Here is a 21,432-nt window from a genome sequence, read left to right as displayed (position 1 = left end):
GCCCCACCGGCGTGGTCGCACCCCTTGCTCATTGCCCCTATCCGTCCTTCGTGATCATCTCAGATTAGGTAATCCTAACCTTAGACGATGCTGTCAAACGTTCAGGTCTCGAGTGACAGAACGTGGCGTGCCACTTTCAAGGCCGATAGGCGGTCTTCCGGAATCAGCCCGATCCTGGTACGCCGGTCCAGAAGGTCGTGTTCGTCCAGCGCCCCTTCGTGGCGGACCGCCCAGACCAGTTCGGCCCAGGTCGTGGCGCCGCCGGGGATGACCTTCGCGCCGAGCGCCCGGTTGGTCTCGATCAATGCGGTGATGTCCTCCGCCTCGGAGCCGTAGCGCTCGACCAGCCGCCACGGCGCCCTGACGCCACGCGGCGTGGCGCCGACGAGCGGGAGCCGCGCGGTCGTGCTGCGCCGGGCCTGCGGGCAGGCCGCGTCGACGGCGTCCTCGGCCATCCGCCGGTAGGTGGTGAGCTTGCCGCCGACCACGGTGATGACGCCGTCCTTGCCCTTCAGCACCGCGTGGCGCCTGGACAGGTCGGCGGTCCGGCCGGTACCGGCGTCGATCAGGGGGCGCAGCCCCGCGTAGGCGCCCGCGACCTGCTCACGGGTGACGTGGGTCGCCAGCACGCTGTTGAGCGTGCCCAGCAGGGACGCGACGTCGCTCTCCGGTACGTCGGCCACATCCGGCACCGGCCCCTCGACCGGCTCGTCGGTCAGCCCGACCAGGACATGGCCGTCGCTCTGCGGCAGTACCAGCAGGAACCGGCTCGTCTCGCCCGGGATCGGCACGTGCAGGCCGGCTTTCAGCGGGCCCAGCGTGTCTTCCCGGAGCACCAGGTGGGTGCCGCGCGAGGGGCGCAGCGCGATCTCGGGGGCCAGTTCGCCGGCCCACACGCCCGTGGCGTTCACCACCACTCTGGCCTTGATCGTGAACGTCTCGCCGGACAGTTCGTCGCGCACCTCGGCGCCGTCACCGGCCAGGCCGAGCGCCCGGCAGCGGGTCAGCACCCGCGCGCCGTGCCCGGCGGCGGTCCGGGCCAGCGCCACGACCAGGCGCGCGTCGTCGACCACCCGGCCGTCGTAGGAGCGCAGCGCGCCCCGTAACCCGTCGGCGGCCAGTGCCGGGACCAGGTCGAGCGCCGCGCCCGCGCCGAGCCGCGACGGGCCCGGCACGAGCTTCTTCGGGGTGCCCGCGGCGGCGCGCAGGAGGTCGCCGAGCCGGTAGCCGGTCATCAGTTTCCTGGCCGTCGCCGCCGAGACCGCCGGGGTGAGCGGCATCAGGAAGGGCTGCGCCTTCACCAGGTGGGGCGCGATGTGCCGGAGCAGCAGGTCGCGTTCGGCCGCGCTCTCCCTGGCCAGCCCGATCCGGCCGGTGGCCAGGTAGCGCAGGCCGCCGTGGATGAGTTTCGAACTCCAGCGGGAGGTTCCGAACGCCAGGTCGTGGGCGTCGACGGCGACCACCGACAGCCCGCGTGCGGCCGCGTCGAGCGCGACCCCCGCCCCCGTGGCGCCGAGACCGATGACGAGCAGGTCGGCGACCTCGTCCCGCGCGTCTTCGAGATCGTGGGCGCGGCGGACGGCGTTGAGCGAAGACTCCATGGAGGTTCCTTGATCGGGTCGGGCTTTACCCTTGGGTAACCTAGCGAGAGGGCGGCATCCTGTGGAGACTCCGAGAACCCCCGTGCAGCCCATGCTCTGGTCGGGCTGGGGTGATCCCGGCAAGGCGGTCGGGCTCGACCCCGCCGTGCGGGAGCTGCTCACGGAGGCGCTGGGCGTCACCCCTCCCACCGGCGAACCGGCGGGCTTCGGCGATGTTCGGCTCCCCGCAGCCGAGCTGTCACCCTTCGTGCTGGCCTCGTTGCGCTCCATCGTAGGCGCAGAGCATGTGCGTACCGATGCTGATGCTCGCATCCGCCACACGAGGGGCAAATCCACATCAGATCTGCTGAAGATGCGCATGGGGGACGGTTCCGACGCCCCGGACGCAGTCCTGCTGCCGGGATCCCACCACGAGATCGCCGAGGTGCTGCGCGTCTGCACCGCCGAGAAGGTCGCGGTGGTGCCCTTCGGCGGCGGGACGTCCGTCGTCGGGGGAGTCACGGCGCAGCGCGACGTGTTCGCCGGGGTCGTCGCGCTCGACCTGCGGCGGCTCGACAAACTGGTGTCGGTCGACGAGGAGTCGATGCTGGCCGAGCTCCAGCCGGGGCTGCGCGGGCCGCAGGCCGAGGAACTGCTCAACGGGCACGGGCTCACCCTGGGGCACTTCCCCCAGTCGTGGGAGTACGCCACCCTCGGCGGGTTCGCCGCCGCGCGGTCGTCCGGGCAGGCCTCGGCCGGATACGGGCGGTTCGACGACATGGTCGAGGGGCTGACCGTGGCCACGCCGGTCGGCGATCTGGAGCTGGGCCGCGCTCCCCGGTCGGCGGCCGGGCCGGATCTGCGCCACCTCGTCCTCGGCTCCGAGGGCGCCTTCGGGGTGATCACCTCGATGCGGCTGCGGGTGCGCCGCCTTCCGGCGCGGCGGCGGTGGGACGCCTGGCGGTTCCCGTCGTTCCAGGTCGGGCGCGACGCGATGCGCGCACTGGCCCAGGAACGGCGGCTCCCGGCGGTGCTCCGCCTGTCCGACGAGACCGAGACCATGATCGGCGGCGGTTCGGGCTGCCTGATGGTCATCGGGTACGAACAGGGCGAACCCCCGACGTTCCCCGGCGCCGACCACTTCGGGGCCGAGCCCGCCGAACGCTGGGCCGAAGGCCGTTACGCCGGTCCCTACCTGCGCGACGCGCTCATCGCCGCCGGAGCGACCGTGGAGACGCTGGAGACCGCCACCCACTGGTCGGGGCTGCCCCGGCTCTACGAGGCCGTCAAACTCGCTCTGGAGGCCTCGCTGGGCCGGGCGATCGTGATGTGCCACGTCTCCCACGTGTACGAGACCGGCGCGTCGCTCTACTTCACCGTCGCCACCGCCGCCGGAGACGACCCGCTGGCCCGCTGGGACGCCGCGAAGATCAAGGCCAACGAGGCGATCGGCCTCGCCGGCGGCACCATCTCCCACCACCACGGGGTCGGCCGCGACCACCGGGCCGCCTACGCCGCCGAGATCGGGCCCGTCGGCGTCACCGTCATGCGAGCGATCAAGAAAAGTCTCGATCCTGTAGGGATTCTGAACCCCGGTGTCCTGATCCCCTGAAACCGAGCAAGATTGACGGCATGGCGGACATCGGCGTCGAGGCTGCGGCCGCGCGCGGGAAGCTGGTCTCCTCCCGGATCTCCGAAAGCGGCGCCGGGTGGCACTGCCAGGAGATCGGGAACTTCCAGGCGTTGCGTCCCAACAAGAACTCCTTCACCTGGTTGCATCCGAAGACGCTGTGGCGCTCGCGCAACGAGATCCTGGCCGGGGTGCTGGGCGACCCGTCCGCGGAGGTCCGCCGCCGCTGGGTCGCCTCGATGCGGGAGAACGGCGCCGACCCCGACTTCCGGATGGTCCGCGAGATGGGTTCGGAATACGCCTTCATCGTCATCGGCGACACCGGCGAGGGCGACGCCTCGCAGTACGCCGTCGTGCCCGGCCTGCTCAAGATGGGCGAGAAGACCGACTTCGCGGTCATCGCCAGCGACGTGATCTACCCGACCGGCGCCGCGAGCGACTACTGCGACAAGTTCTTCCGCCCCTTCAAGGACTACGACGCCCCCATCTTCGCCATCCCCGGCAACCACGACTGGTACGACGGGCTCGGCGGCTTCATGCGGGTGTTCTGCGGCGCCAAGCCGCTGACGGTCGAGCGCGAGGGCTTCAAGCTGTCCCCGGCCGGGCTGCGCGGCATCTTCTGGAAGAAGCCCGAGCCGATCGACGAGGCCGCCCTCGCCGAGGCCTGGAAGATGCGCGGCCGGCCCACGCAGGAGGCCAGGCAGCCCGCGCCCTACTGGGTGCTCGACCTCGGCGAACTGGTGCTGGTCGGCATCGACACCGGCATCACCGGTTCGCTCGACCGCGAGCAGGGCGAGTGGCTGCGCCACGTGTCGTCGGCCGACTCCCGGCCGAAGGTGCTCATCACCGGCAAACCGATCTACGTGCGCAACGACTACAAACCCTGCCCCATCGAGGGCGGCGGCACCGTCGACGAGATCGTCCGGAACCCGGCGCACAACTACGTGGCGGCGATCGGCGGCGACGTCCACAACCACCAGCGGTTCCCGGTCATGGTCGACGGCCGGGTGATCCAGTACATCGTCTCGGGCGGCGGCGGCGCGTTCATGCACGCCACCCACACGATCCCGCGCGTCGACAAAGTGCACGAAGACGACTTCCGCTGCTATCCGCTGCGCGGCGACTCGCTGTCGTTCTACAGCCTCCTCTACTCGCGGAAGCTGCGGATGAAGTGGCTCTACCTGACACCCGAGGAGGCCGTGACGCTGATGTCGCGGCGGATCGGCAACGAGCCGGTGCGCGACACCCCCGAGGTGAAGATCACCGCTCGGATGAAGTGGGCGGCCCGGCTGCTCGGCGGCTGGCCGATGCCCTTCCACCTGCCGGTGGGCCGCTTCTTCCACCGGTGGATCTCCGAGCTGACCGACTGGGACACCCCGCCGTTCTTCAAGAGCTTCCTGCACGTGTCGGTCTCGCCGGGCGTATTGCGCATCCGCTGCTTCGCCGCGACGGGCTGCCTGGCCCAGGAACTCGAACCGCCGATGGAGGACGAGGTCATCATCCCGCTGGTCTGAGCCCCTTTTTCGGGGCGGTCGTCTCACCGGCGCGGGCCCGCGCGCCCGCTCAGGCCCGCTCATAGCGTTTTCCGTTACGGCTCCCGCCCACCCTCCGGCGCCCCGGGCACGGGCCATGCCTGGCAGGAAACGAAACTGTCAGTGGGGCCTGGCAGGGTGGAACCGTGCAAGTAGTGGTCTCCGGGGCGAAAGACGGCAGTGGCGAACTGCTGCCCGGCGGCCCGGTGACCGACCTGGCCCCGGCGGTCGGTGAGATCGAGGCGGGGGAGTCGCCCCGGTGGGTGTGGGCCGACACGCGGCGGATCTATCCGGGGCTGCTGGCCAGGGGCGTGCGGGTGGCGCGCTGTCACGACGTCGCGCTGACCGAGAACCTGCTGCTGGCGGCCGAGGGGCGCTACGGCGAACCCCGGTCGGCCGAGGCGGCCCACGCGCGGCTGCACGGGCTGCCCGTCCCGGAAGACCGGCACGACGCGCCCGAGATCGCGCAAGGGTCGCTGTTCGACCCGGAACCGCCGGCGCCGGAGACCGGGGTCGCGGTCGTCGAAGAGGTGGCCGCCGCGCAGGCCGCCCGGATCGCGGCCCTGCCGGAACCCGGGCGGTTCCGGCTGCTGGTGGCGGCCGAGTCGGCCGGGGGGCTGATCGCGGCCGAGATGGGGCACGACGGCATGCCGTGGCGCGAGTCGGTGCACCAGGCCCAGCTGACCGAGCTGCTCGGCCCTCGCCCGGCCCACGGGATGCGGCCGGCCAAATTGCAGGCGCTGGCCGACCAGGTGTCGGCGGCGTTCGGAACACCGTTCAACCCCGACTCGCCGCAGCAGATCGTGAAGGCGTTCAAAGCGGCCGGGGTGCCGGTGGCGTCGACCCGGTCCCACGTGCTGAAGGAGGTCGACCATCCGGGGGTGGCGCCGCTGCTGGCGTACAAGGAACTGGCCCGGCTGTTCAGCTTCCACGGCTGGGTGTGGGCCGACCAGTGGGTGCGCGAGAACCGCTTCCGCACCGAATACGTCGTGGGCGGCGTCGTCAGCGGCCGGTGGGCGACCAGCGGGGGAGGCGCGCTCCAGATCCCGAAGGTGATGCGCAGAGCCGTGGTGGCCGACGACGGCTGGACGCTCGTCGTCGCCGACGCGGCCCAGCTCGAACCGCGCGTGCTGGCCGCGATGGCCGGAGACCGCGGGCTGGCCCGGGCCGCCGGGGAGATCGACCTCTACGCCGCCCTCGCGCAGGCGTTCGGCGGCCAGCGCGACGCCGCCAAGATCGCCATGCTGTCGGCCATGTACGGCGGCACCAGCGGCGACGCCCCCAAACTGCTGGCCGTGATGCGCAACCGGTTCCCCCAGGCCTACGCGTTCGTCGAAGACGCCGCCCGCGCCGGCGAGGAGGGCAGGGTGGTCAGGTCGTGGCTGGGCCGCACCAGCCCGCCGCCGTCCGACCGCTGGCGGGCGATCGTCTCCGGCCCCGACGGGGGCAGGACGGCCCGCGACCGGGGCCGGTTCACCAGGAACTTCGTCGTCCAGGCCACCGCCGCCGAGTGGGCGCTCACGCTGATGGCCGTGCTGCGCGGGCGGCTGAGGGGCCCGGCCAAGCTGGTGTTCTTCCAGCACGACGAGGTCATGGTGCACTGCCCGCAGGAGCAGGCCCCCGAGGTGGCCGCCGCGATCGGGGCGAGCGCGGAGGAGGCGACCCGGCTGCTGTTCGGCGCGACCCCGGTCAGGTTCCCGATGGACGCGGTGGCCGTGACGTGTTACGCCGACGCCAAGTGAACGTTCGGTCGGCCCGGCGGTGACTACGCCGGGCTCTTCAGCGACGTGGTGCCGCGCCGACGCCAAATGACCACCCCGGTGACGCCGGTCAGCGCCGCCGTGATCACGCCGAGCGCCAGGTAGGACACCACGCCGACGATCGCCCCGGCCACCAGCGCGCCGGCCGCGCCGCAGACGTTCATCGTCAGGTCGGACAGGCCCTGTACGGCCGGGCGGCGGTCGATCTCCACCGCTTCGGTGAGCAGCGCCGACCCCGACACCAGCGTGCACGACCAGCCGAGCCCCAGCAGGATCAGCCCGGCGGTGATCACCGGCACGTTGTGCCCGCCGAAGGCGGCCAGCAGCCCGGCCGCGACCAGGATCCCCATGCCCGCCGTGGCGACCAGGGCCCGGCCGAACCGGTCGGCGGCCCAGCCGACCAGCGGCGAGAACATGAACATCCCGGCGATGTGCAGGCTCAGCACCATCCCGATGACCGAGATGCCGGCGTGCCCGTGGTCGAGGTGGACCGGCGTCATCGACATCACCGACACCATCGCGGTGTGCCCGGACGCGATCGTCAGCAGCCCGATCCGGGCCGCCGGGCTGGCCTTCACGGTCTCCACCGCCGCCCGGAGCGGCTGCCGCTTGCGGGCGACGGTCACCTCACGGCCCTGCCGGGCCAGCAGCAGCGGGTCGGGCCGCAGCCCCGCGTTGATCACCACGAGGGCGACCGCGAACGCGAGGGCGGCCAGCGCGAACGGCCCGGCCGAGTGGTTCAGCCCGAGATCCATGCCGAGGCCGTCGGCCGGGTCGGCCAGGTTGGGGCCCGCGACGCTGCCGATCGTGGCGGCCCAGACGACCAGCGACAGGTGGCGGGCGGTCTGGCCGGGTGGCGCCAGGTCGGTGGCGGCGTACCGGGCCGACAGGTTCCCCGCGCTGCCCGCACCGACCAGCACCAGCGAGACCAGCAGCAGCGGCCACGACACCAGCTCGATCGACGCCACCGCCGCCAGGCAGCCGAGGAGCGCCGTGCCGTAGGCGAGGGACAGGCCCGCCCTGCGGCCGCCGCCGTCGGCGGCCCTGGCTGCCGGGAGCGCCATCAACGCCGTGCCCAGCACCGCGGCCGTGCCGGCCAGGCCGCTGATCGCCTCGGAGCCGGACAGTTCGTACACGGTCAGGGAACTCAGCGCGAGCATCACGGCGATCCCGACCCCGGAGACGATCTGGACCGCCGAGAGCACCCCGAGTGTCCGGCGCTGAACCTTCTGGTGGGATGCGAGGGGGATCGCTGTCATGAGCGAAGTCTGGCATGGCTCATGACAGGCCTTAAAGCTGATTTTATGCCGGGCTGAACGAGCTCCACAGGGTCGCGCGGACGTTCGCGGCGCTCTCGGTCCAGTCGTAGTCGGGCGCGGTGAACGTCACCGCGTAGGAGCGGCCGTCGACCGTGACGTAGCGGACGGCCGTGTGGACCGTCACGTTCGCCTCGTTCCGGTGGGTGTACTCCCATTCGGAGGCCGGCCAGCGGTAGTCGACCTGGGCCAGCGCGAGCTGGGTGTACTCCTCGAACGACGCCTTGGCCTCGGTCACCTTCAGCGCCGCCAGGTCGCCGTCGGGGATCTCCTCGATCAGGCCGCTCTGGCCGCTGTCCTTCGGGCCGGTCAGCACGACCGCGCCGTCTTGGGCGGCGACCTTCCAGGTGTCGGGGACGGCCACGGTGACGTTGCCCGCCGTGTGGTTGCGGTAGCCCTCGGGCAGCTCGCCCTCGGGAGAGGCCGGCACGTCGGGTTCGGTGGGGTCGGCGGCCTGGCCGGTCCCGGAGTTCGCCGGACGGCCCTGCGGCTCGGCCGGTGTGCCGTCGCCCGGCACCATGATCAGCAGCACCAGCACGATCACGGCGATCACGGCCACGGCCGCGACCACCGCGAGCAGGCTGCTGCGGCTGCCGCCCCCGTCGTCGTCGGGTTCGCGTCGGCGCCGTGAGGGACGCGGCGCGGCCCCCCTGTCGGGGGCGCCCTTCTCGCCGGGCCGGTCGAACAGGTTCCCGGTGCGCATCTCCTTGGCCAGCTCGGAGACGTCGGGCGCCTCCCGCTGCTCGGGCATCGGCCAGCCGCCGGAGGCCGCCGCGTGGCGGGCCGGACCGGCAGGCATCTGGTTGGGCCCTGTGGTGGGGGCCGGACGGCTCGGGCCACCGGGCTTCGACGGGGTGATCGGGGCGAAGAACGACACGCCGCCCGTGGTGGCGATGTCGCCGGTGGGGCTGCTCAGCGGGTCGGGCTTCTGGACGCCCATGTTGTAGCCGCCGGAGGGGCTGTTGGGGTCGTACGGCACCCGGACCGGACCCGACGGGGTCTCGATGATGCGCGAGGGCATGGGGCCCGACGGCGGGTCGAGCGGCGGGAGCATCTGGACCGGCATCGGGTCGGCCGGGGTCGGCGCGGGGGAGGGCGCGGGCGGGCCGACGGGGCTGGCCGGGCGGACGCCCACGCCGTGCTGGCGCAGCACGTTCTCCAGCATCTCGGAGATCTGCGCGGCGGGCAGCCGGTCGGCCGGGTTCTTGCGCAGCAGGCCCTCGATGACGGGCATCAGCGCGCCCGCGCGGCCGGGCCGGTTGGGTTCCTGGGTCAGCACCGCGCCCAGCACGGCCACGGCGTCGGGCCCCTCGTAGGGGGGCCTGCCCTCCACCGCGGCGTAGAGCGTGGCGCCGAACGACCACAGGTCGGCCGCGAACGTGATCTGGCGCCCCTGGAGCCGCTCCGGCGGGATGTAGGCGGGCGAGCCCATCAGGAGCCCCGGGTGGGTGATCGAGACGTCGCCCTCGATCGCGGCGATGCCGAAGTCGGTGAGCACCACCCGGTCGGCCGTCAGCAGCACGTTGCCGGGCTTGACGTCACGGTGGAGTATGCCCGCGGCGTGGGCGTGCCGGAGGGCGTCGAGGACCCTTATGCCGATCTCGGCGGCCTGGACGACCGGCAGCGGCCCGCTCTGGCGCACCGCCTGCTCCAGCGACCAGGCCCGGACCAGCTCCATCACGATCCAGGGACGGCCGTCTTCCTCGACGACGTCGTGGACGGTGACGATGCCCGGGTGGCTCAGCCGCGCGGCCGAACGGGCCTCGCGGAGCATGCGCGTGTGGGCGGTCTGGCGGCCCTGCTGGTCGAGGCCGTAGGGAAGGATCAGCTCCTTGACCGCGACGTCGCGGTCGAGCAGCACGTCGTGGGCGTGCCACACCATTCCCATGCCGCCGCGGCCGACCGGCGAGAGAAGCCGGTAGCGTCGGCCGACGAGCCTGCCCTGCCCCTCGGGCGTGCTGCCGCCCTGACCATCGGGGACCATACCGAGCAGGCGGTCGGTCGTCATAAGGCGGATCCCCATTCCTCGTCCGGGCCGCGCGGAAAAGCCCGCACGATTTCTGAGGTTGGCCCCCGATTTTAGGGTCAAACCCGCGTCAAAGGGAATTAAACGCGGGCCAAAGCGGCCAGCGCGGCGGTGAAAGCCTCCATCGGAGGACTCACCAGACCCGCTCCGACCTGCCCTGTTCCGGCGAGCCGCCCAGCGATACCCGTATTGACTACCGGCAGCACCGAGGTCCGAGTGACCAGTGTGACATCGATCCCCGCCGGAGTTCCCCGGAACCCGAGACCCGGGATCTGGTAGACGGGGTGCTCGGCGAGCGTGATCTCGTACATGGCCGTGGTGGCCGCGATCGCGTCCGCGACGTCGCCGCCCACGAACCGGACGATCGCCGGCGCCGCCGCCATCGAGAAGCCGCCCAGGCCGACCGTCTCGGTGATGGTGGAGTCGCCGATGTCGGGGTTGGCGTCGTCGGGACCGTAGGCGCCGAGGTAGAGACCGTCGGGCACACCGGCCGGGCCGGTGAACCAGCGGTCGCCGAGGCCGGAGACCTGGATGCCGAAGTCGGTGCCGTTCCTGGCCATCGCGACGACCATCGTCGAGCCGGGGACGTCCCTCGCCGCGTCGGCGGCGACCTTCCCTGCCGCCATGCCGGCGTTGAGGAAGAAGTGGTCGTTGCCGTTGATGAACCTGAGCACCTCGGAGGCCTGGTTCGGGACGGCGTCCACGATGGCGGGGGCCAGTTCCCTGACCATGAGGGAGGTCGCGGCGCGGTTGCGGTTGTGGAGCTCGTCGCCCATCTGGAGCGCCTGCGCGATCAGGTTCCGCAGGTCGAGCGGGCCGGTGAGCTTCATCACCTCGGCCAGGGCGGGCCCGAGGACGTCGCCCATCCACCTGAGCCGCTCGATCACCTCGGGCCCGTAGGCGCCGTACCTGAGGACCTTGCCGAGGCCCTCGTTGAGGGAGCAGTAGGCGGTGCCGCCGTTCTCGGCGTCGTGCACCTCCAGCATCCACATGGACGGCGAGACGACGCCCGCCATGGGGCCGACGGTCCGGTGGTGATGGCAGGAGTCGAGCTTGACCTCCCCGGCGGCGAGCTTCCGCTCGGCGTCCTCGGCATCGGCCGCGAGCCCCTCGAACAGCATCCCGCCGATCAGCGCGCCCCTCATGGGGCCGGAGGCGCGTTCCCACTCGATGGGAGGTCCGGCGTGGAAGAACGTGCCCTTGGGAAGATCCAGTACGTCACCCGCGCGCTTGACGCCGACGAGGTGCGGCCGGGCGGCCAGCAGCCTGCCGACGGCCTTCTCGTTGGCGGCCCGCCGACGGGGATCGGCCATGACGGCTGCCAGGTCGGCGGCCACGCCCTGGACGGGGGGCCGCCAGTCGACCGGGGTGTGGGCAACGGCCTGCTGATCGAGAGCTTCAGCCAGAATCGATGCGCCGACAGAGATGACCGAAGGCTCCGCCGAGAGCATGGCCAGAGGATGCCCAGCCCACCCGCCCTGAGTTTCGCGGTCGGGGGTGGCCCCGGTCTCGGCCGGGGTGGCGACGGCCACGCCCGCGAGGGCTGCGGCCCGTCGGGCTGCCTGGGCGTTCGACGTGTAGACCTCGGCGCCCGCTTCGAACAGCCGGGCGGCCTGGGCCTGAAGGTTCTGGGGGTCGCCTTCCGTACCGACGAGAGCGACCACGACGGCCACACCGCGCGACTTCGCCGCGGCGATGGCGCTCGCGAGGGAACCGGCCGGATCGGGGTCGGAGCCGTGGCCCAGGACCACGTCGAGGAGGGCCACGCCTTCCGTCACCGCGTCCAGGGCCTCCAGCCGGAGGGCGGGGTCGATCATGGGGTGGGCGCGGCCGACGGTGTACTCGTCGTCGCCGTAGTCGGTGAACTCGCCCGCGCCCGCCGCGATCAGGCGGGCCTCGGTGCACAGGGTGCCGCCGGAGTAGAGGCCGCGCAGGGGGCCGGTTCCGGCCTCGGTGTTCCCGGGCCAGCTCGGCCATGCCGGGATCTCGGCGCCGACGGCGCGCAGGACCGACTCGGCCGCCGTGGTCAGGTCGGGCTGGCCTTCGCCGAGCAGGGCCGTGATGACCGGCTTGGGGCTCTGGGCGATGGCCTCGGCGAGGCGGGCGGCCACGTCCGGGTTCGGGGGCTTGGAGATGACGACGATGAGTTCGGTCGCGGGGTCGGCGTTCAGCGCGGAGAGGGCCTGCAACGTCGATCGACCGGCCACGTCGGCGGACAGGTCCCGGCCGCCGACGCCGAGCACGTGGCTGACGCCCACTCCGGCCAGGTCGAGCAGCGAGGTGAGCTGCTGGGCGCCGGTGCCGGAGGCGGCGACCACGCCGACCTTGCCGGGGCGTACCACGTTGGCGAAGCCGAGGCCCGCGCCGCCGACGATGGCGGTGCCGCAGTCGGGGCCCATGACCAGGACGCCTCGCTCACGAGCGAGGTCCTTCAGGGTCACCTCCAGCGCCACCGGCACGTTGTCGCTGAAGATCATCACGGAGTGGCCGCTGTCGACCGCCTCCATCGCCTCGGTGAAGGCGTGTTCGCCGGGCACGCTGACCAGCACGATCGCCGACGGGTCGGCCAGGCGGGTGGCGGCCTTGATCGTCCGGGGGAGTGCCTCGTCGCGGTGGCCGGTCTCGGCTCGGGCGGTGAGCTGTTTCTCCAGGTCGGCCGCGGCCTCGCCGAGGTCCTCGCCGGTCTTGGCCCTGATCGCCACCAGCAGGTCGCCGGAGGTCGCCTCGGGCACGTCGAAGCCGGCGTCCTGGGCGAGTTCCACGTTCAGGGCGGTCGCCATGGCCACGATGGCCAGTTCGACCCCCGGGCGGCCGGTCAGCGCCTGGCTGACCCTCATCAGGCTGACCGAGTCGTGATAGACCCCGGGCCGGATCTCCACCAGGTTCACTCAGCGTCCCTCTCGCGAAGTTCGAGCACGGCCGACACTCCCGTCCGGATCCCCCACGCCAGGTCGGCGCCCGAGGTGTGCCCCAGCCGGAGCAGACGGTGCACGGCAGGTTCCAGCGGCTGGCGGCCGGTGAGGCCGCGCAGGACCGCGATGGTCTCCAGGCCCGCCTCGCCGCGCGCCGCGCAGTGCAGCAGGGTCGCGGAGATCGGGGTGGTCCTCGTACGGGCGTCGAAGGTGACCGCCGCCGCGAGCCAGTCGGCCAGCCACACGGCCCTGCCGACCCCGGCCGCCGAGCCGACGGCGCGCAGCGTCACCAGGAGCCCGGCGAGCATGTCGTCGCCGCTGGGGGTGAGGCCGGGCCCGAGGCCCATGAGCTGCTCGGCCGCGGTGATCGCGTCGACGAGCGAACCCTGGTGGCAGCCGGCCGCCAGCAGCGCGGACGCGCCGCCGCCGTCGAGGCCGGGCCGTCTGTGGGAGGTGGCGCAGATGTCGGAGAGGACGGGGAGGGTGGTCGCGAGGTCCGTACAGGAAAGGGGACCCAGGACGGGAGCCGGGTCCCACCAGCGGCGGACCCGGACGGCCCGGCCACCGGCCTCGACGACCCCGTCGCCGACCCACGCGTCGTCGCCGGCCGCGAATCCCTCGAGCGGTCCGGCGAGTACAACGGCGTTGGGCAACCGGGTAGCCTCTCCGGTCACGAGTGCGAGGACACGCGGCTCGGTGTCGGTCCGCACCTCCAGGTAGACCGCCATCGGGAACGCGGCCAGCACGCGGGCGGGCCGGCGCGGCGCCTCCAGCAGCGGCCGGAGACTGGTGGCGGCGGCCCCTGACAGGTACGTGACCTCGGGTTGCGCCGTCTGCACCGGGCGGCGGCTTCGAGGGCGGGTACCTACAGCCACGAGTCCTCCATCGTCAGAACCCCCATTAGAAGGGACGCTAGAACGGGACCCCCGGGGTCCGTACGGGGAAATCTGCCAACAGTCGGCCAAATGCTTGGCTCTTCCTGACAGTCGCCCAGTCGGGCACAATTTGCTGAGAACGCACAAATTCCCCCGGAGCGCACCATGACGACGGATCCCGCGGCACCCGCGATGCGGCTGGCAAGCACCGGAACGATCATCCACGGAGTGGCCGTCGGAGAGGTCCTGGGAGTGTCGACCCTCGCGGGGGCACGGCTCATCGCCGGGAAGACCGGGCTCGACCGCATCGTCCAACGTCTCAACGTCATGGAGGTCCCCGACATCCTGGCGTGGGTGAAGCCCAACGAGCTGTTGCTCACGACCGGCTACCCGCTCAGGAACACTCCCCAGTCGCTGGGCCGCCTTGTGGCGGATCTTGACGAACGCGGACTGGCGGCACTCGCCATCAAGCTGGGCCGATATCTCGACGAACTGCCCGCCGAGATGATCGAGCAGGCCGACCGGCTGGGCTTCCCGCTGATCATCCTGCCTAACGATGTTGGATTCGATGACATCCTCAATCAGGTTCTCACCGACATCCTCAACCGGCAGGCCGCCATCCTCGCCCGCGCCGAGGACGCCCACCGGGGGCTCGTCCAGATCGTGCTGGCCGGCGGGGGCATGCGCGAGGTGACCGCCGAGGTGGCCGGGCTGCTGGAGGTCGCCGTCGCCGCCATGGACGTCTCCGGCGCCACCCTGGCCGCCGCCGGGGGTTCCGAGCAGGTCGGGATGCTGCGGGAGGCCTATCTGATCAGCGGGCCGGGCCGCGACCAGCCCGAGCCGATGGTGCGGGCCGACGGCCACTACGCCGTCGTGCCGATAGTGGCCGGCGGGCACCACCATGGCCGGATCGTCGCCTTCAGCCAGGCCGGGACCCTGCGGGAGAGCGACATCCGCATCCTGGAGCGGGCCGCGACCGTGGCCGCGCTCGTCATCACCAAGCAGGAGGCCGTCAACGCGGTCGAGAGCAAATACCGCGCCGACTTCCTGCGCGACGTGCTCACCGGCCGGGGCGGCGGGCGCATCGCCGAGCGGGCCAAGGCCTTCGGCTGGGACCTGGAACGCCCCGTCAGCGTCATCGTCGCCGAACTCGACCCCGAGAGCGACGAGCGCACCGCCCAGGACCGGCTGCTGGCCGTCTGGCAGGCCGCCGTCCGCCGCCACGACCCGCGCGGCGCGGTCGCCGGGTTCTCCCACGAGGTCGTCGTCATCGTCGGCGCCGGGGTCGACACGACCCGGCTGGCCGCCACCGCGCAGTCGTCGTTCACCGACTGCAGCTTCTCGACCGGCATGAGCAGGATCGCCTCCGGCGCCGAAGGGCTCGCCGACGCCTACGGGCAGGCGCTCAAGGCCGCCCGGGTGGGCCGCCAGCTCCACGGCAACGGCGCGGTCGCCCACTTCGACCAGCTGGGCGTCTACCGGCTGCTGTCACTCGTCAACGACACGGCCGAGCTGCACTCGTTCGTCCGGGAGACCCTCGGCGCCCTGGCCAGCGACGACGACGCCGAGAACGCCGACCTGCGGCGCACCCTCCACGTGCTGCTGGAGACCAATCTCAACGTCGCGGAGACGGCCCGGCGGCTGCACTTCCACTACAACACCCTGCGCTACCGCATCGGAAAGCTCGAACGCCTGCTCGGCAACTTCACCGAAGACGCCCACCTGCGGCTCAACCTCACGTTGGCGCTCCATGTCCTCAATATGCGCGGCATCTGACCCTGGTTGTTTGGCAGATGCTGCCCGTGTGCTACGACGATCACGGGCCTAATCTGCCCGCAACAGCCCAGGTAGAAGGGCTGATGAAAGATTTGCCGCGCTGGGATGCCCGCGGGGTGGCCACCAGATGTCGGCCCGTAGTAGAGGGGCTTACATGGCTTTCGGGTGGAAGGTACACGGAGAAAAGGGCAGCCTCGCTCCCGGCGAGGTCGTCAAACCGGATGAACGGCTGTCCTGGCCGCGCATGATCGGGTTCGGCGCCCAGCACGTCATCGCGATGTTCGGCGCCACGTTCGTGTTCCCTGTTGTGATGGGGCTCGACCCCAACGTCGCCGTGATGATGAGCGGCGTCGCCACGATCATCTTCCTGCTCATCGTGAACGGGAAGGTCCCCAGCTATCTCGGCACGTCGGCGTCGTTCGTCGGCGGCGCGCTGGCGATCACCGCCTCAGGCGGCTCGCCGGCCGTGATCACCGGCGCCATCCTGGTCGCGGGTGTGGTGCTGGCGCTGTGTGGTGTCGTCATCCACTACATGGGCGTCGAGACGATCAACAAGATCTTCCCGCCGGTCGTGACCGGCGCGGTCGTCATGCTCATCGGATTCGGTCTCGCCTATGTGGTGGCCGACATCTACTGGCCGCAGGACCACTGGATCGCGTTCCTCACGATGCTCGTCGTCTTCGTGATCATCGCGACCTTCCGGGGGTTCATCGGCCGGCTCGGCATCCTGCTCGGCCTGGTCATCGGCTTCCTGCTGTCCTGGGGCGCCGACCTGATCTTCGGCCAGATCACCGCGCCCGACGGCACGGGCAAGATCACCACCCACTTCCGCGTCAACTTCGACGGCGTGGAGCAGGCCAGCTGGTTCGGACTGCCCAACTTCCACGCGCCCTCGTTCCAGCTCTCGGCCATCATCCTGGTGCTCCCGGCGGTCATCGCTCTCATCGCCGAGAACATCGGGCACGTCAAGGCCGTCGGCGAGATGACCGGCACCGACGTCGACCCCGTCATGGGCAAGGCCATCATCGGCGACGGCGTCGCCACCGTGATCACCTCGGCCGTCGGCGGCTCGCCCACCACCACTTACGCCGAGAACATCGGTGTCATGGCCGCCACCAGGGTCTATTCGACGCTGGCCTACTACATCGCCGCCGTCATCGCGATCCTGCTCGGACTGGTGCCCAAGTTCGGCCAGCTCGTCTACGCCATCCCGGGCGGCGTTCTCGGTGGCGTGACGGTCATTCTGTACGGAATGATCGGGCTCCTCGGCGCCAAGATCTGGGTCGAGAACCGGGTCGACTTCGCCGACCCCGTCAACATGGTTCCGATCGGCGCGGGCATCATTCTGGCCATCGGTCCGGTCACCCATCAGGTCGCCGGCGACTTCTCCCTCGCGGGGATCGCGTTCGGGACGATCGTCGTCCTGGGCGGATATCACCTCTTGAGAGCTCTTTCCGGGAGTAGAACGGTTTCGTGAAACCTCCGTCGTTCGTCTATCACGCTCCCGCCACGGTGGCCGAGGCCGTCGAGGCCCTCGCCGCGGCGGGAGCCGACGGGAAGGTGCTGGCCGGGGGCCAGAGCCTGATCCCGCTCATGAACATGCGGCTCGCCGCGCCCGGTCACCTGGTCGACATCAACCACGTCGCCGGGCTCGCCGAGATCACCGCCGAGCCCGGGGGAGTCCGGGTCGGCGCGCTGGCCCGGCACGCCGAGGTCGAGGCGAGCGAGACGGCCCACGCCGCGCAGCCGCTCGTGCGGGAGGCGCTGCGGCTGGTGGCCCATCCGGCGGTGCGGAACCGGGGGACCACGGTCGGGAGCATCGTGCACGCCGACCCGGCCGCCGAGATGCCGGCCGTGCTGGCGCTGCTCGACGGTTCGGTCCGGGTGCGCGGGCCCGAAGGGGAACGTGACATCCCGGCCGGGGAGTTCTTCGTCGGGCCGATGGAGTCGTCGCTGCGTACCGGCGAACTGGCCGTCTCGGTGTTCTTCCCGTCGGCCCGGGGCGGGACCGCGATCCTGGAGGTCGCCCGCAGGCACGGCGACTACGCCATGGCGGGGGTCGCGGCGCTGGTCGCTCCCGATCACGCGAAGGTCGCCTGTCTGAGCGTCGGGGCGGTGCCCGTGGTGGTCGACGTCACCGAGGCCGAGGGTGACTGGAAGCGGGCGGCGGAACTCGTACAGGACCAGATCGATCCGGAGGCAGACATCCACGCCACAGCCGACTATCGACGGCACCTCACCGGAGTGCTGACCGAACGGGCTCTCAAGGCGGCCGCCGATGCATGACGTCTCGCTGATCGTGAACGGGGTGCCGCGCGAGGCGCGGGTGCCCGCGCGGCGGCTGCTGAGCGACTTCCTCCGGCATGATCTCGGGCTGACCGGGACCCACGTCGGGTGTGAGCACGGGGTCTGCGGGGCCTGCACGGTGCTGCTCGACGGGCAGCCGGTGCGGTCGTGTCTCACTTTCGCCGTGTCGGTGGCCGGGCATGAGGTGACCACCGTCGAGGGGCTGGCCAAGGACGGCGAGCTGTCGGCCGTTCAGCGGGGGTTCGCCGAGTGTCACGGGCTCCAGTGCGGGTTCTGCACGCCCGGGTTCCTGACCACGGCGACCGCGTTCCTGCGTGACCATCCCGCGCCTTCCGACGACGACGTGATCGAGGCGGTCTCGGGGAACCTGTGCCGGTGCACGGGTTATCAGAACATCGTGAAATCGGTGCACCGCGCCGCCGAACTGCTGGCCGAGGAGGGCTCGTGACCACCAAGCTGTTCGGCGAACCGGTCCGCCGCAGGGAGGACGCCCGGCTCGTCGCCGGGAACGGCCGCTATCTCGACGACCTCGGCGCGAACGCGCTCGCCGTGGCGTTCGTGCGGTCGCCGCACGCGCACGCCCTCATCACCGGCATCGACGTCGACGACGCGATCGACGTCGAGGGCCTGGTCGCGATCTACACGTGGGAGGACCTGCCGGCGGGCGTGCGCGAGCCGCTGCCGCTGCTGATCCCGCACCCGGCGCTCACCCACGGCCGCACCGCCTACTGCCTGGCCAAGGACGTCGTCAGGCACGTCGGCGAGCCGATCGTCATGGTCGTCGCGACCGACCGCTACATCGCCGAGGACGTCTGCGAGCGTATCCAGGTCTCCTACGAGTTCCTGAAGCCGGTCGTCGGGCTGGAGACCGCCGTCAGCGGGCCCAACCTGGTGCACGAGGACGTGCCCGGCAACATCGGTGCGCACATGATCCAGGAGGTGGCGGCCAAGGACGGTCGTGCCACTCGTGACGTCATCGCCGCCGCCCCCCACACGCTGGAGTTCCGGCTCGACATCGAGCGGTCGGCCTGCATGCCGATGGAGGGCAAGGGGGTGTACGCCCGCTGGGACGCGGACGACAGGTCCCTGCGCGTCTACAGCTCCACCCAGACCTCCACCAGCGTCCGGATGGCCATCGCGGCCAAGCTCGGGCTGCCCCTGCCGAAGGTCGAGGTCATCGCGCCCGACGTCGGCGGCGGGTTCGGGGTGAAGATCGTGCACCCGTGGCCGGAGGAGATCCTGGTCCCGTGGGCGGCCATCCTGCTGAACCGCGAGGTCAAGTGGAGCGAGGACCGGCGGGAGCACTTCATCTCCTCGGCCCACGAGCGGGCCCAGGTCCAGCACGTCAAGGTGGGGTTCGACGACGAGGGCCACGTCCTCGGGCTCGACGTCGAGATCCTGCACGACCACGGCGCCTACACGCCCTACGGCATCATCGTGCCGATCATCACCTCGACGCAGTTGCTGGGGCCGTACAAGATCGGCTCCTACCGGGTCGAGTTCTTCTCCGTCTACACCAACACCGTGCAGGTCACCCCCTATCGGGGCGCCGGGCGTCCGCAGGGCGTCTTCTGCATGGAACGCACGATGGACAAGATCGCCCAGTACCTGGGCAAGGACCGGACTCTTGTCAGGGCCGCCAATTTCATCCAGCCCGACGAGTTCCCCTACGACCAGCAGATGATCTTCCAGGACGGCCGCCCGCTGATCTACGACAGCGGCGACTACCCCGAGTCGTTGCGCAAGCTGAAGGACCTGATCGGGTGGGACGAGTTCCCTCTGATGCAGTCGAAGGCCGCGGAGGAGGGCCGGAAGCTGGGCATCGGGGTCGGCTGCTACGTCGAGGGTACGGGCGTCGGTCCCTACGAGGGCGGCCACGTCCAGGTGACCTCCGACGGGCGGGTCCACGTCTCCACCGGGCTCACCTCACAGGGGCAGGGCCACGAGACGGTGTTCGCCCAGATCGCCGCGACCGAGCTCGGCGTGCCGATCGAGAAGGTGTCGGTCGTCACCGGGGACACCCGGCGGTTCGGCTACGCCGTCGGCACGTTCGCCTCGCGGGCCGCCGTGATGAGCGGCAACGCCATCGCGCTCGCGTGCCGGAAGGTCAAGGAGAAGGCGCTGCGGATCGCCGCCGACGCGCTGGAGGCCGACCCGGCCGACCTGGAGATCACCGACGGCATGGTGCACGTCGTGGGCGCGCCCAGCGCCTCGATCCCGCTCGCCACCGTCGCGGTGCTGTCCAACCCGCTGCGCTACGCCTTCGACGAGGAGGCCAAGCGCGCCACCCAGTTCGCCACCTCCGGCAGCATGGACAAACCCCCCGTCGCGGAGGGCCAGGAGCCGGGCCTGGAGGGCAAGGACTACTACTCGCCGGTGCGCTCGACGTTCGCGTCGGGCATGCACGCCGCCATCGTCGAGACCGACCCCGACACGGCCGAGATAAAGATTCTCCGGTACGCCGTCGTCCACGACTGCGGCAAGATGATCAACCCGATGCTGGTCGAGGGGCAGATCCACGGCGGCGTCGCCCAGGGCGTCGGCGGGGCGCTCTACGAGAAGATGGTCTACGACGAGCACGGCCAGCTGCTGAACGCCTCGTTCATGGACTTCCTGATGCCCTACGTCACCGAGATCCCCTTCATCGAGACGGATCATTTGGAGACCCCGTCCCCGCTCAACCCCCTGGGCATCAAAGGGGCCGGCGAGGCCGGGGTCATCCCGGTCTCCGCTGTCATCGCAGGCGCGATCGAGGACGCCGAGAAGATCGTCATCGACCGGATGCCGATCTCCCCGTCCGACCTCTACGCGCTGCGCGACTCCAGCAGGACCTCCGGAGCGGTCAGCCGCTTGCGGAACACCCAGTAGGTCCACGCCTGGTAGGCGATGACCCCCGGGAGCGCGAGCACGCCGATCCACGTGAGGACCGTGAGGGTGTACGGCGCCGACGCCGCCGACTCGACCGTGAGCCCCGGAAGGGGCTCCGGGTAGAGCGCGAGGAACAGCGAGGCGGTGGTCAGCGCGATCGTGACCGCGGTGCAGGCGAACGCCCAGGCCTCCCGGCCCGCCCAGAGCAGCGCGACCCCGGCCGCGTACGTCGCCATCGCGCCGTAAGCCGGCCAGGCGCCCATGCGCCACAGGGCGAACGCCACGACCGGGACGAGTATCACGCCCAGGACCCAGCCCATCTCGCGGGCGCGGGACCGGACCGGGCCCCTGGTCTTGAGCGCGACGAACACGGCGCCGTGCACCAGCGCGAGCCCGAGCGACAGCAGCCCGCCCATGACGGTGGCGAACGCCGAGCCGAACAGCACGTTGCCGAAGATCGCCCCCCACAGGAAGGCCGGCAGCACGCTCCCGGTCACGATCGCGGCGTCGACCAGCGGCACCTCCTTGGCGCGCACCTTGCCGCGCCACTCGAGGCCCACGCCGCGCACGATCAGGCCCAGCACCACCATCACGGCGGCCAGGTAGAACCCGCTGAGGAACCCGGCGTACCAGGCGGGGAAGGCGGCGAACATGGCGCCGATCGCGGTGATCAGCCACACCTCGTTGCCGTCCCAGACGGGGCCGATGGTCCGCAGCACCTGGCGGCGTTCGGCCTCGCCGCGGGCCAGGAGCGGCATCAGCGCGCCGACCCCGAAGTCGAAGCCCTCCAGGACGAAGTAGCCCGTCCAGAGGAAGGCGATCACGATGAACCAGAACGTGGTCATGTCAG

General features: G+C 71.3%; 14 protein-coding genes. 8 read left to right on the top strand and 6 right to left on the bottom strand.

Features of this window, described 5'->3' with window-relative positions; all coding sequences use genetic code 11:
* Nucleotides 1-101 precede the first annotated feature (101 nt).
* Nucleotides 102-1,601 (bottom strand): glycerol-3-phosphate dehydrogenase/oxidase, encoded by a 1,500-nt coding sequence (locus AW272_RS13500; RefSeq protein ID WP_066364250.1) that lies wholly within the window; start codon nucleotides 1,599-1,601, stop codon nucleotides 102-104.
* 91 nt (nucleotides 1,602-1,692) lie between these two features.
* Between AW272_RS13500 and AW272_RS13495 the strand changes: the two genes are divergently transcribed.
* From AW272_RS13495 to AW272_RS13485, 3 genes are all read left to right on the top strand, one after another.
* Nucleotides 1,693-3,192 carry an FAD-binding oxidoreductase gene (locus tag AW272_RS13495; protein ID WP_066364249.1) on the top strand — a complete coding sequence of 500 codons (1,500 nt, stop codon included), beginning with the start codon at nucleotides 1,693-1,695 and terminating at the stop codon, nucleotides 3,190-3,192.
* 20 nt (nucleotides 3,193-3,212) lie between these two features.
* The gene (locus AW272_RS13490; RefSeq protein ID WP_066364248.1) at nucleotides 3,213-4,724 is read left to right on the top strand and encodes a metallophosphoesterase family protein; all 1,512 of its coding nucleotides are present in this window, start codon (nucleotides 3,213-3,215) and stop codon (nucleotides 4,722-4,724) included.
* Between the two features lie 164 nt (nucleotides 4,725-4,888).
* Entirely contained in the window at nucleotides 4,889-6,484 is a 1,596-nt protein-coding gene (locus AW272_RS13485; RefSeq protein WP_083958274.1) for a bifunctional 3'-5' exonuclease/DNA polymerase, read from the top strand.
* 23 nt (nucleotides 6,485-6,507) lie between these two features.
* Here the strand turns inward: AW272_RS13485 and AW272_RS13480 are convergent, their stop codons facing one another.
* From AW272_RS13480 to AW272_RS13465, 4 genes are all read right to left on the bottom strand, one after another.
* Nucleotides 6,508-7,761, bottom strand: coding sequence for an MFS transporter (locus AW272_RS13480; protein ID WP_066364245.1), 1,254 nt, complete (start codon nucleotides 7,759-7,761; stop codon nucleotides 6,508-6,510).
* Between the two features lie 43 nt (nucleotides 7,762-7,804).
* Nucleotides 7,805-9,826 (bottom strand): serine/threonine-protein kinase, encoded by a 2,022-nt coding sequence (locus AW272_RS13475; RefSeq protein WP_066364243.1) that lies wholly within the window; start codon nucleotides 9,824-9,826, stop codon nucleotides 7,805-7,807.
* A gap of 98 nt (nucleotides 9,827-9,924) precedes the next feature.
* Nucleotides 9,925-12,732 carry a bifunctional FdrA/YlbE family protein gene (locus AW272_RS45000; RefSeq protein WP_245657510.1) on the bottom strand — a complete coding sequence of 936 codons (2,808 nt, stop codon included), beginning with the start codon at nucleotides 12,730-12,732 and terminating at the stop codon, nucleotides 9,925-9,927.
* Nucleotides 12,729-13,631 (bottom strand): oxamate carbamoyltransferase subunit AllH family protein, encoded by a 903-nt coding sequence (locus AW272_RS13465; RefSeq protein ID WP_066364241.1) that lies wholly within the window; start codon nucleotides 13,629-13,631, stop codon nucleotides 12,729-12,731. The genes AW272_RS45000 and AW272_RS13465 overlap by 4 nt, the downstream gene beginning before the upstream one ends.
* Nucleotides 13,632-13,796: 165 nt before the next feature.
* Between AW272_RS13465 and AW272_RS13460 the strand changes: the two genes are divergently transcribed.
* The 5 genes from AW272_RS13460 to cutA all read left to right on the top strand — a co-directional run bounded on the left by AW272_RS13460 (nucleotide 13,797) and on the right by cutA (nucleotide 20,582).
* Complete coding sequence (locus AW272_RS13460) at nucleotides 13,797-15,407, top strand: PucR family transcriptional regulator (protein ID WP_083958272.1); 1,611 nt, start codon at nucleotides 13,797-13,799, stop codon at nucleotides 15,405-15,407.
* Between the two features lie 154 nt (nucleotides 15,408-15,561).
* Nucleotides 15,562-16,884 (top strand): uracil-xanthine permease family protein, encoded by a 1,323-nt coding sequence (locus AW272_RS13455; RefSeq protein WP_066364239.1) that lies wholly within the window; start codon nucleotides 15,562-15,564, stop codon nucleotides 16,882-16,884.
* Nucleotides 16,881-17,693, top strand: a complete 813-nt coding sequence (locus AW272_RS13450; RefSeq protein ID WP_066364238.1) for an FAD binding domain-containing protein — start codon at nucleotides 16,881-16,883, stop codon at nucleotides 17,691-17,693. Before AW272_RS13455 ends, AW272_RS13450 begins: the two co-directional genes overlap by 4 nt.
* Nucleotides 17,686-18,162 carry a (2Fe-2S)-binding protein gene (locus AW272_RS13445; protein ID WP_066364237.1) on the top strand — a complete coding sequence of 159 codons (477 nt, stop codon included), beginning with the start codon at nucleotides 17,686-17,688 and terminating at the stop codon, nucleotides 18,160-18,162. The genes AW272_RS13450 and AW272_RS13445 overlap by 8 nt, the downstream gene beginning before the upstream one ends.
* Entirely contained in the window at nucleotides 18,159-20,582 is a 2,424-nt protein-coding gene (cutA, locus tag AW272_RS13440) for an aerobic carbon-monoxide dehydrogenase large subunit (protein ID WP_066364235.1), read from the top strand. The genes AW272_RS13445 and cutA overlap by 4 nt, the downstream gene beginning before the upstream one ends.
* Here the strand turns inward: cutA and cydB are convergent.
* Entirely contained in the window at nucleotides 20,519-21,427 is a 909-nt protein-coding gene (gene cydB / locus AW272_RS13435) for a cytochrome d ubiquinol oxidase subunit II (RefSeq protein WP_066364232.1), read from the bottom strand. The two genes, cutA and cydB, sit on opposite strands and share 64 nt — an antisense overlap.
* Nucleotides 21,428-21,432: the final 5 nt, after the last annotated feature.

The sequence above is a fragment of the Herbidospora mongoliensis genome, assembly GCF_001570545.1.
Classification (GTDB): Bacteria; Actinomycetota; Actinomycetes; order Streptosporangiales; family Streptosporangiaceae; genus Herbidospora; species Herbidospora mongoliensis.
Note: the sequence above shows the minus strand (reverse complement) of the source record. Positions and strands in the feature narration are given on the sequence as shown.

What these genes read in the sequence shown, in the direction of transcription:
- AW272_RS13480 (WP_066364245.1), bottom strand. Translation starts at nt 7,761, where the DNA reads ATGACAGCGATCCCCCTCGCATCCCACCAGAAGGTTCAGCGCCGGACA.
- AW272_RS13490 (WP_066364248.1), top strand. Translation starts at nt 3,213, where the DNA reads ATGGCGGACATCGGCGTCGAGGCTGCGGCCGCGCGCGGGAAGCTGGTC.
- cydB (WP_066364232.1), bottom strand. Translation starts at nt 21,427, where the DNA reads ATGACCACGTTCTGGTTCATCGTGATCGCCTTCCTCTGGACGGGCTAC.
- AW272_RS13475 (WP_066364243.1), bottom strand. Translation starts at nt 9,826, where the DNA reads ATGACGACCGACCGCCTGCTCGGTATGGTCCCCGATGGTCAGGGCGGC.
- AW272_RS13445 (WP_066364237.1), top strand. Translation starts at nt 17,686, where the DNA reads ATGCATGACGTCTCGCTGATCGTGAACGGGGTGCCGCGCGAGGCGCGG.
- AW272_RS13495 (WP_066364249.1), top strand. Translation starts at nt 1,693, where the DNA reads ATGCTCTGGTCGGGCTGGGGTGATCCCGGCAAGGCGGTCGGGCTCGAC.
- AW272_RS13500 (WP_066364250.1), bottom strand. Translation starts at nt 1,601, where the DNA reads ATGGAGTCTTCGCTCAACGCCGTCCGCCGCGCCCACGATCTCGAAGAC.
- AW272_RS13455 (WP_066364239.1), top strand. Translation starts at nt 15,562, where the DNA reads ATGGCTTTCGGGTGGAAGGTACACGGAGAAAAGGGCAGCCTCGCTCCC.
- AW272_RS13460 (WP_083958272.1), top strand. Translation starts at nt 13,797, where the DNA reads ATGACGACGGATCCCGCGGCACCCGCGATGCGGCTGGCAAGCACCGGA.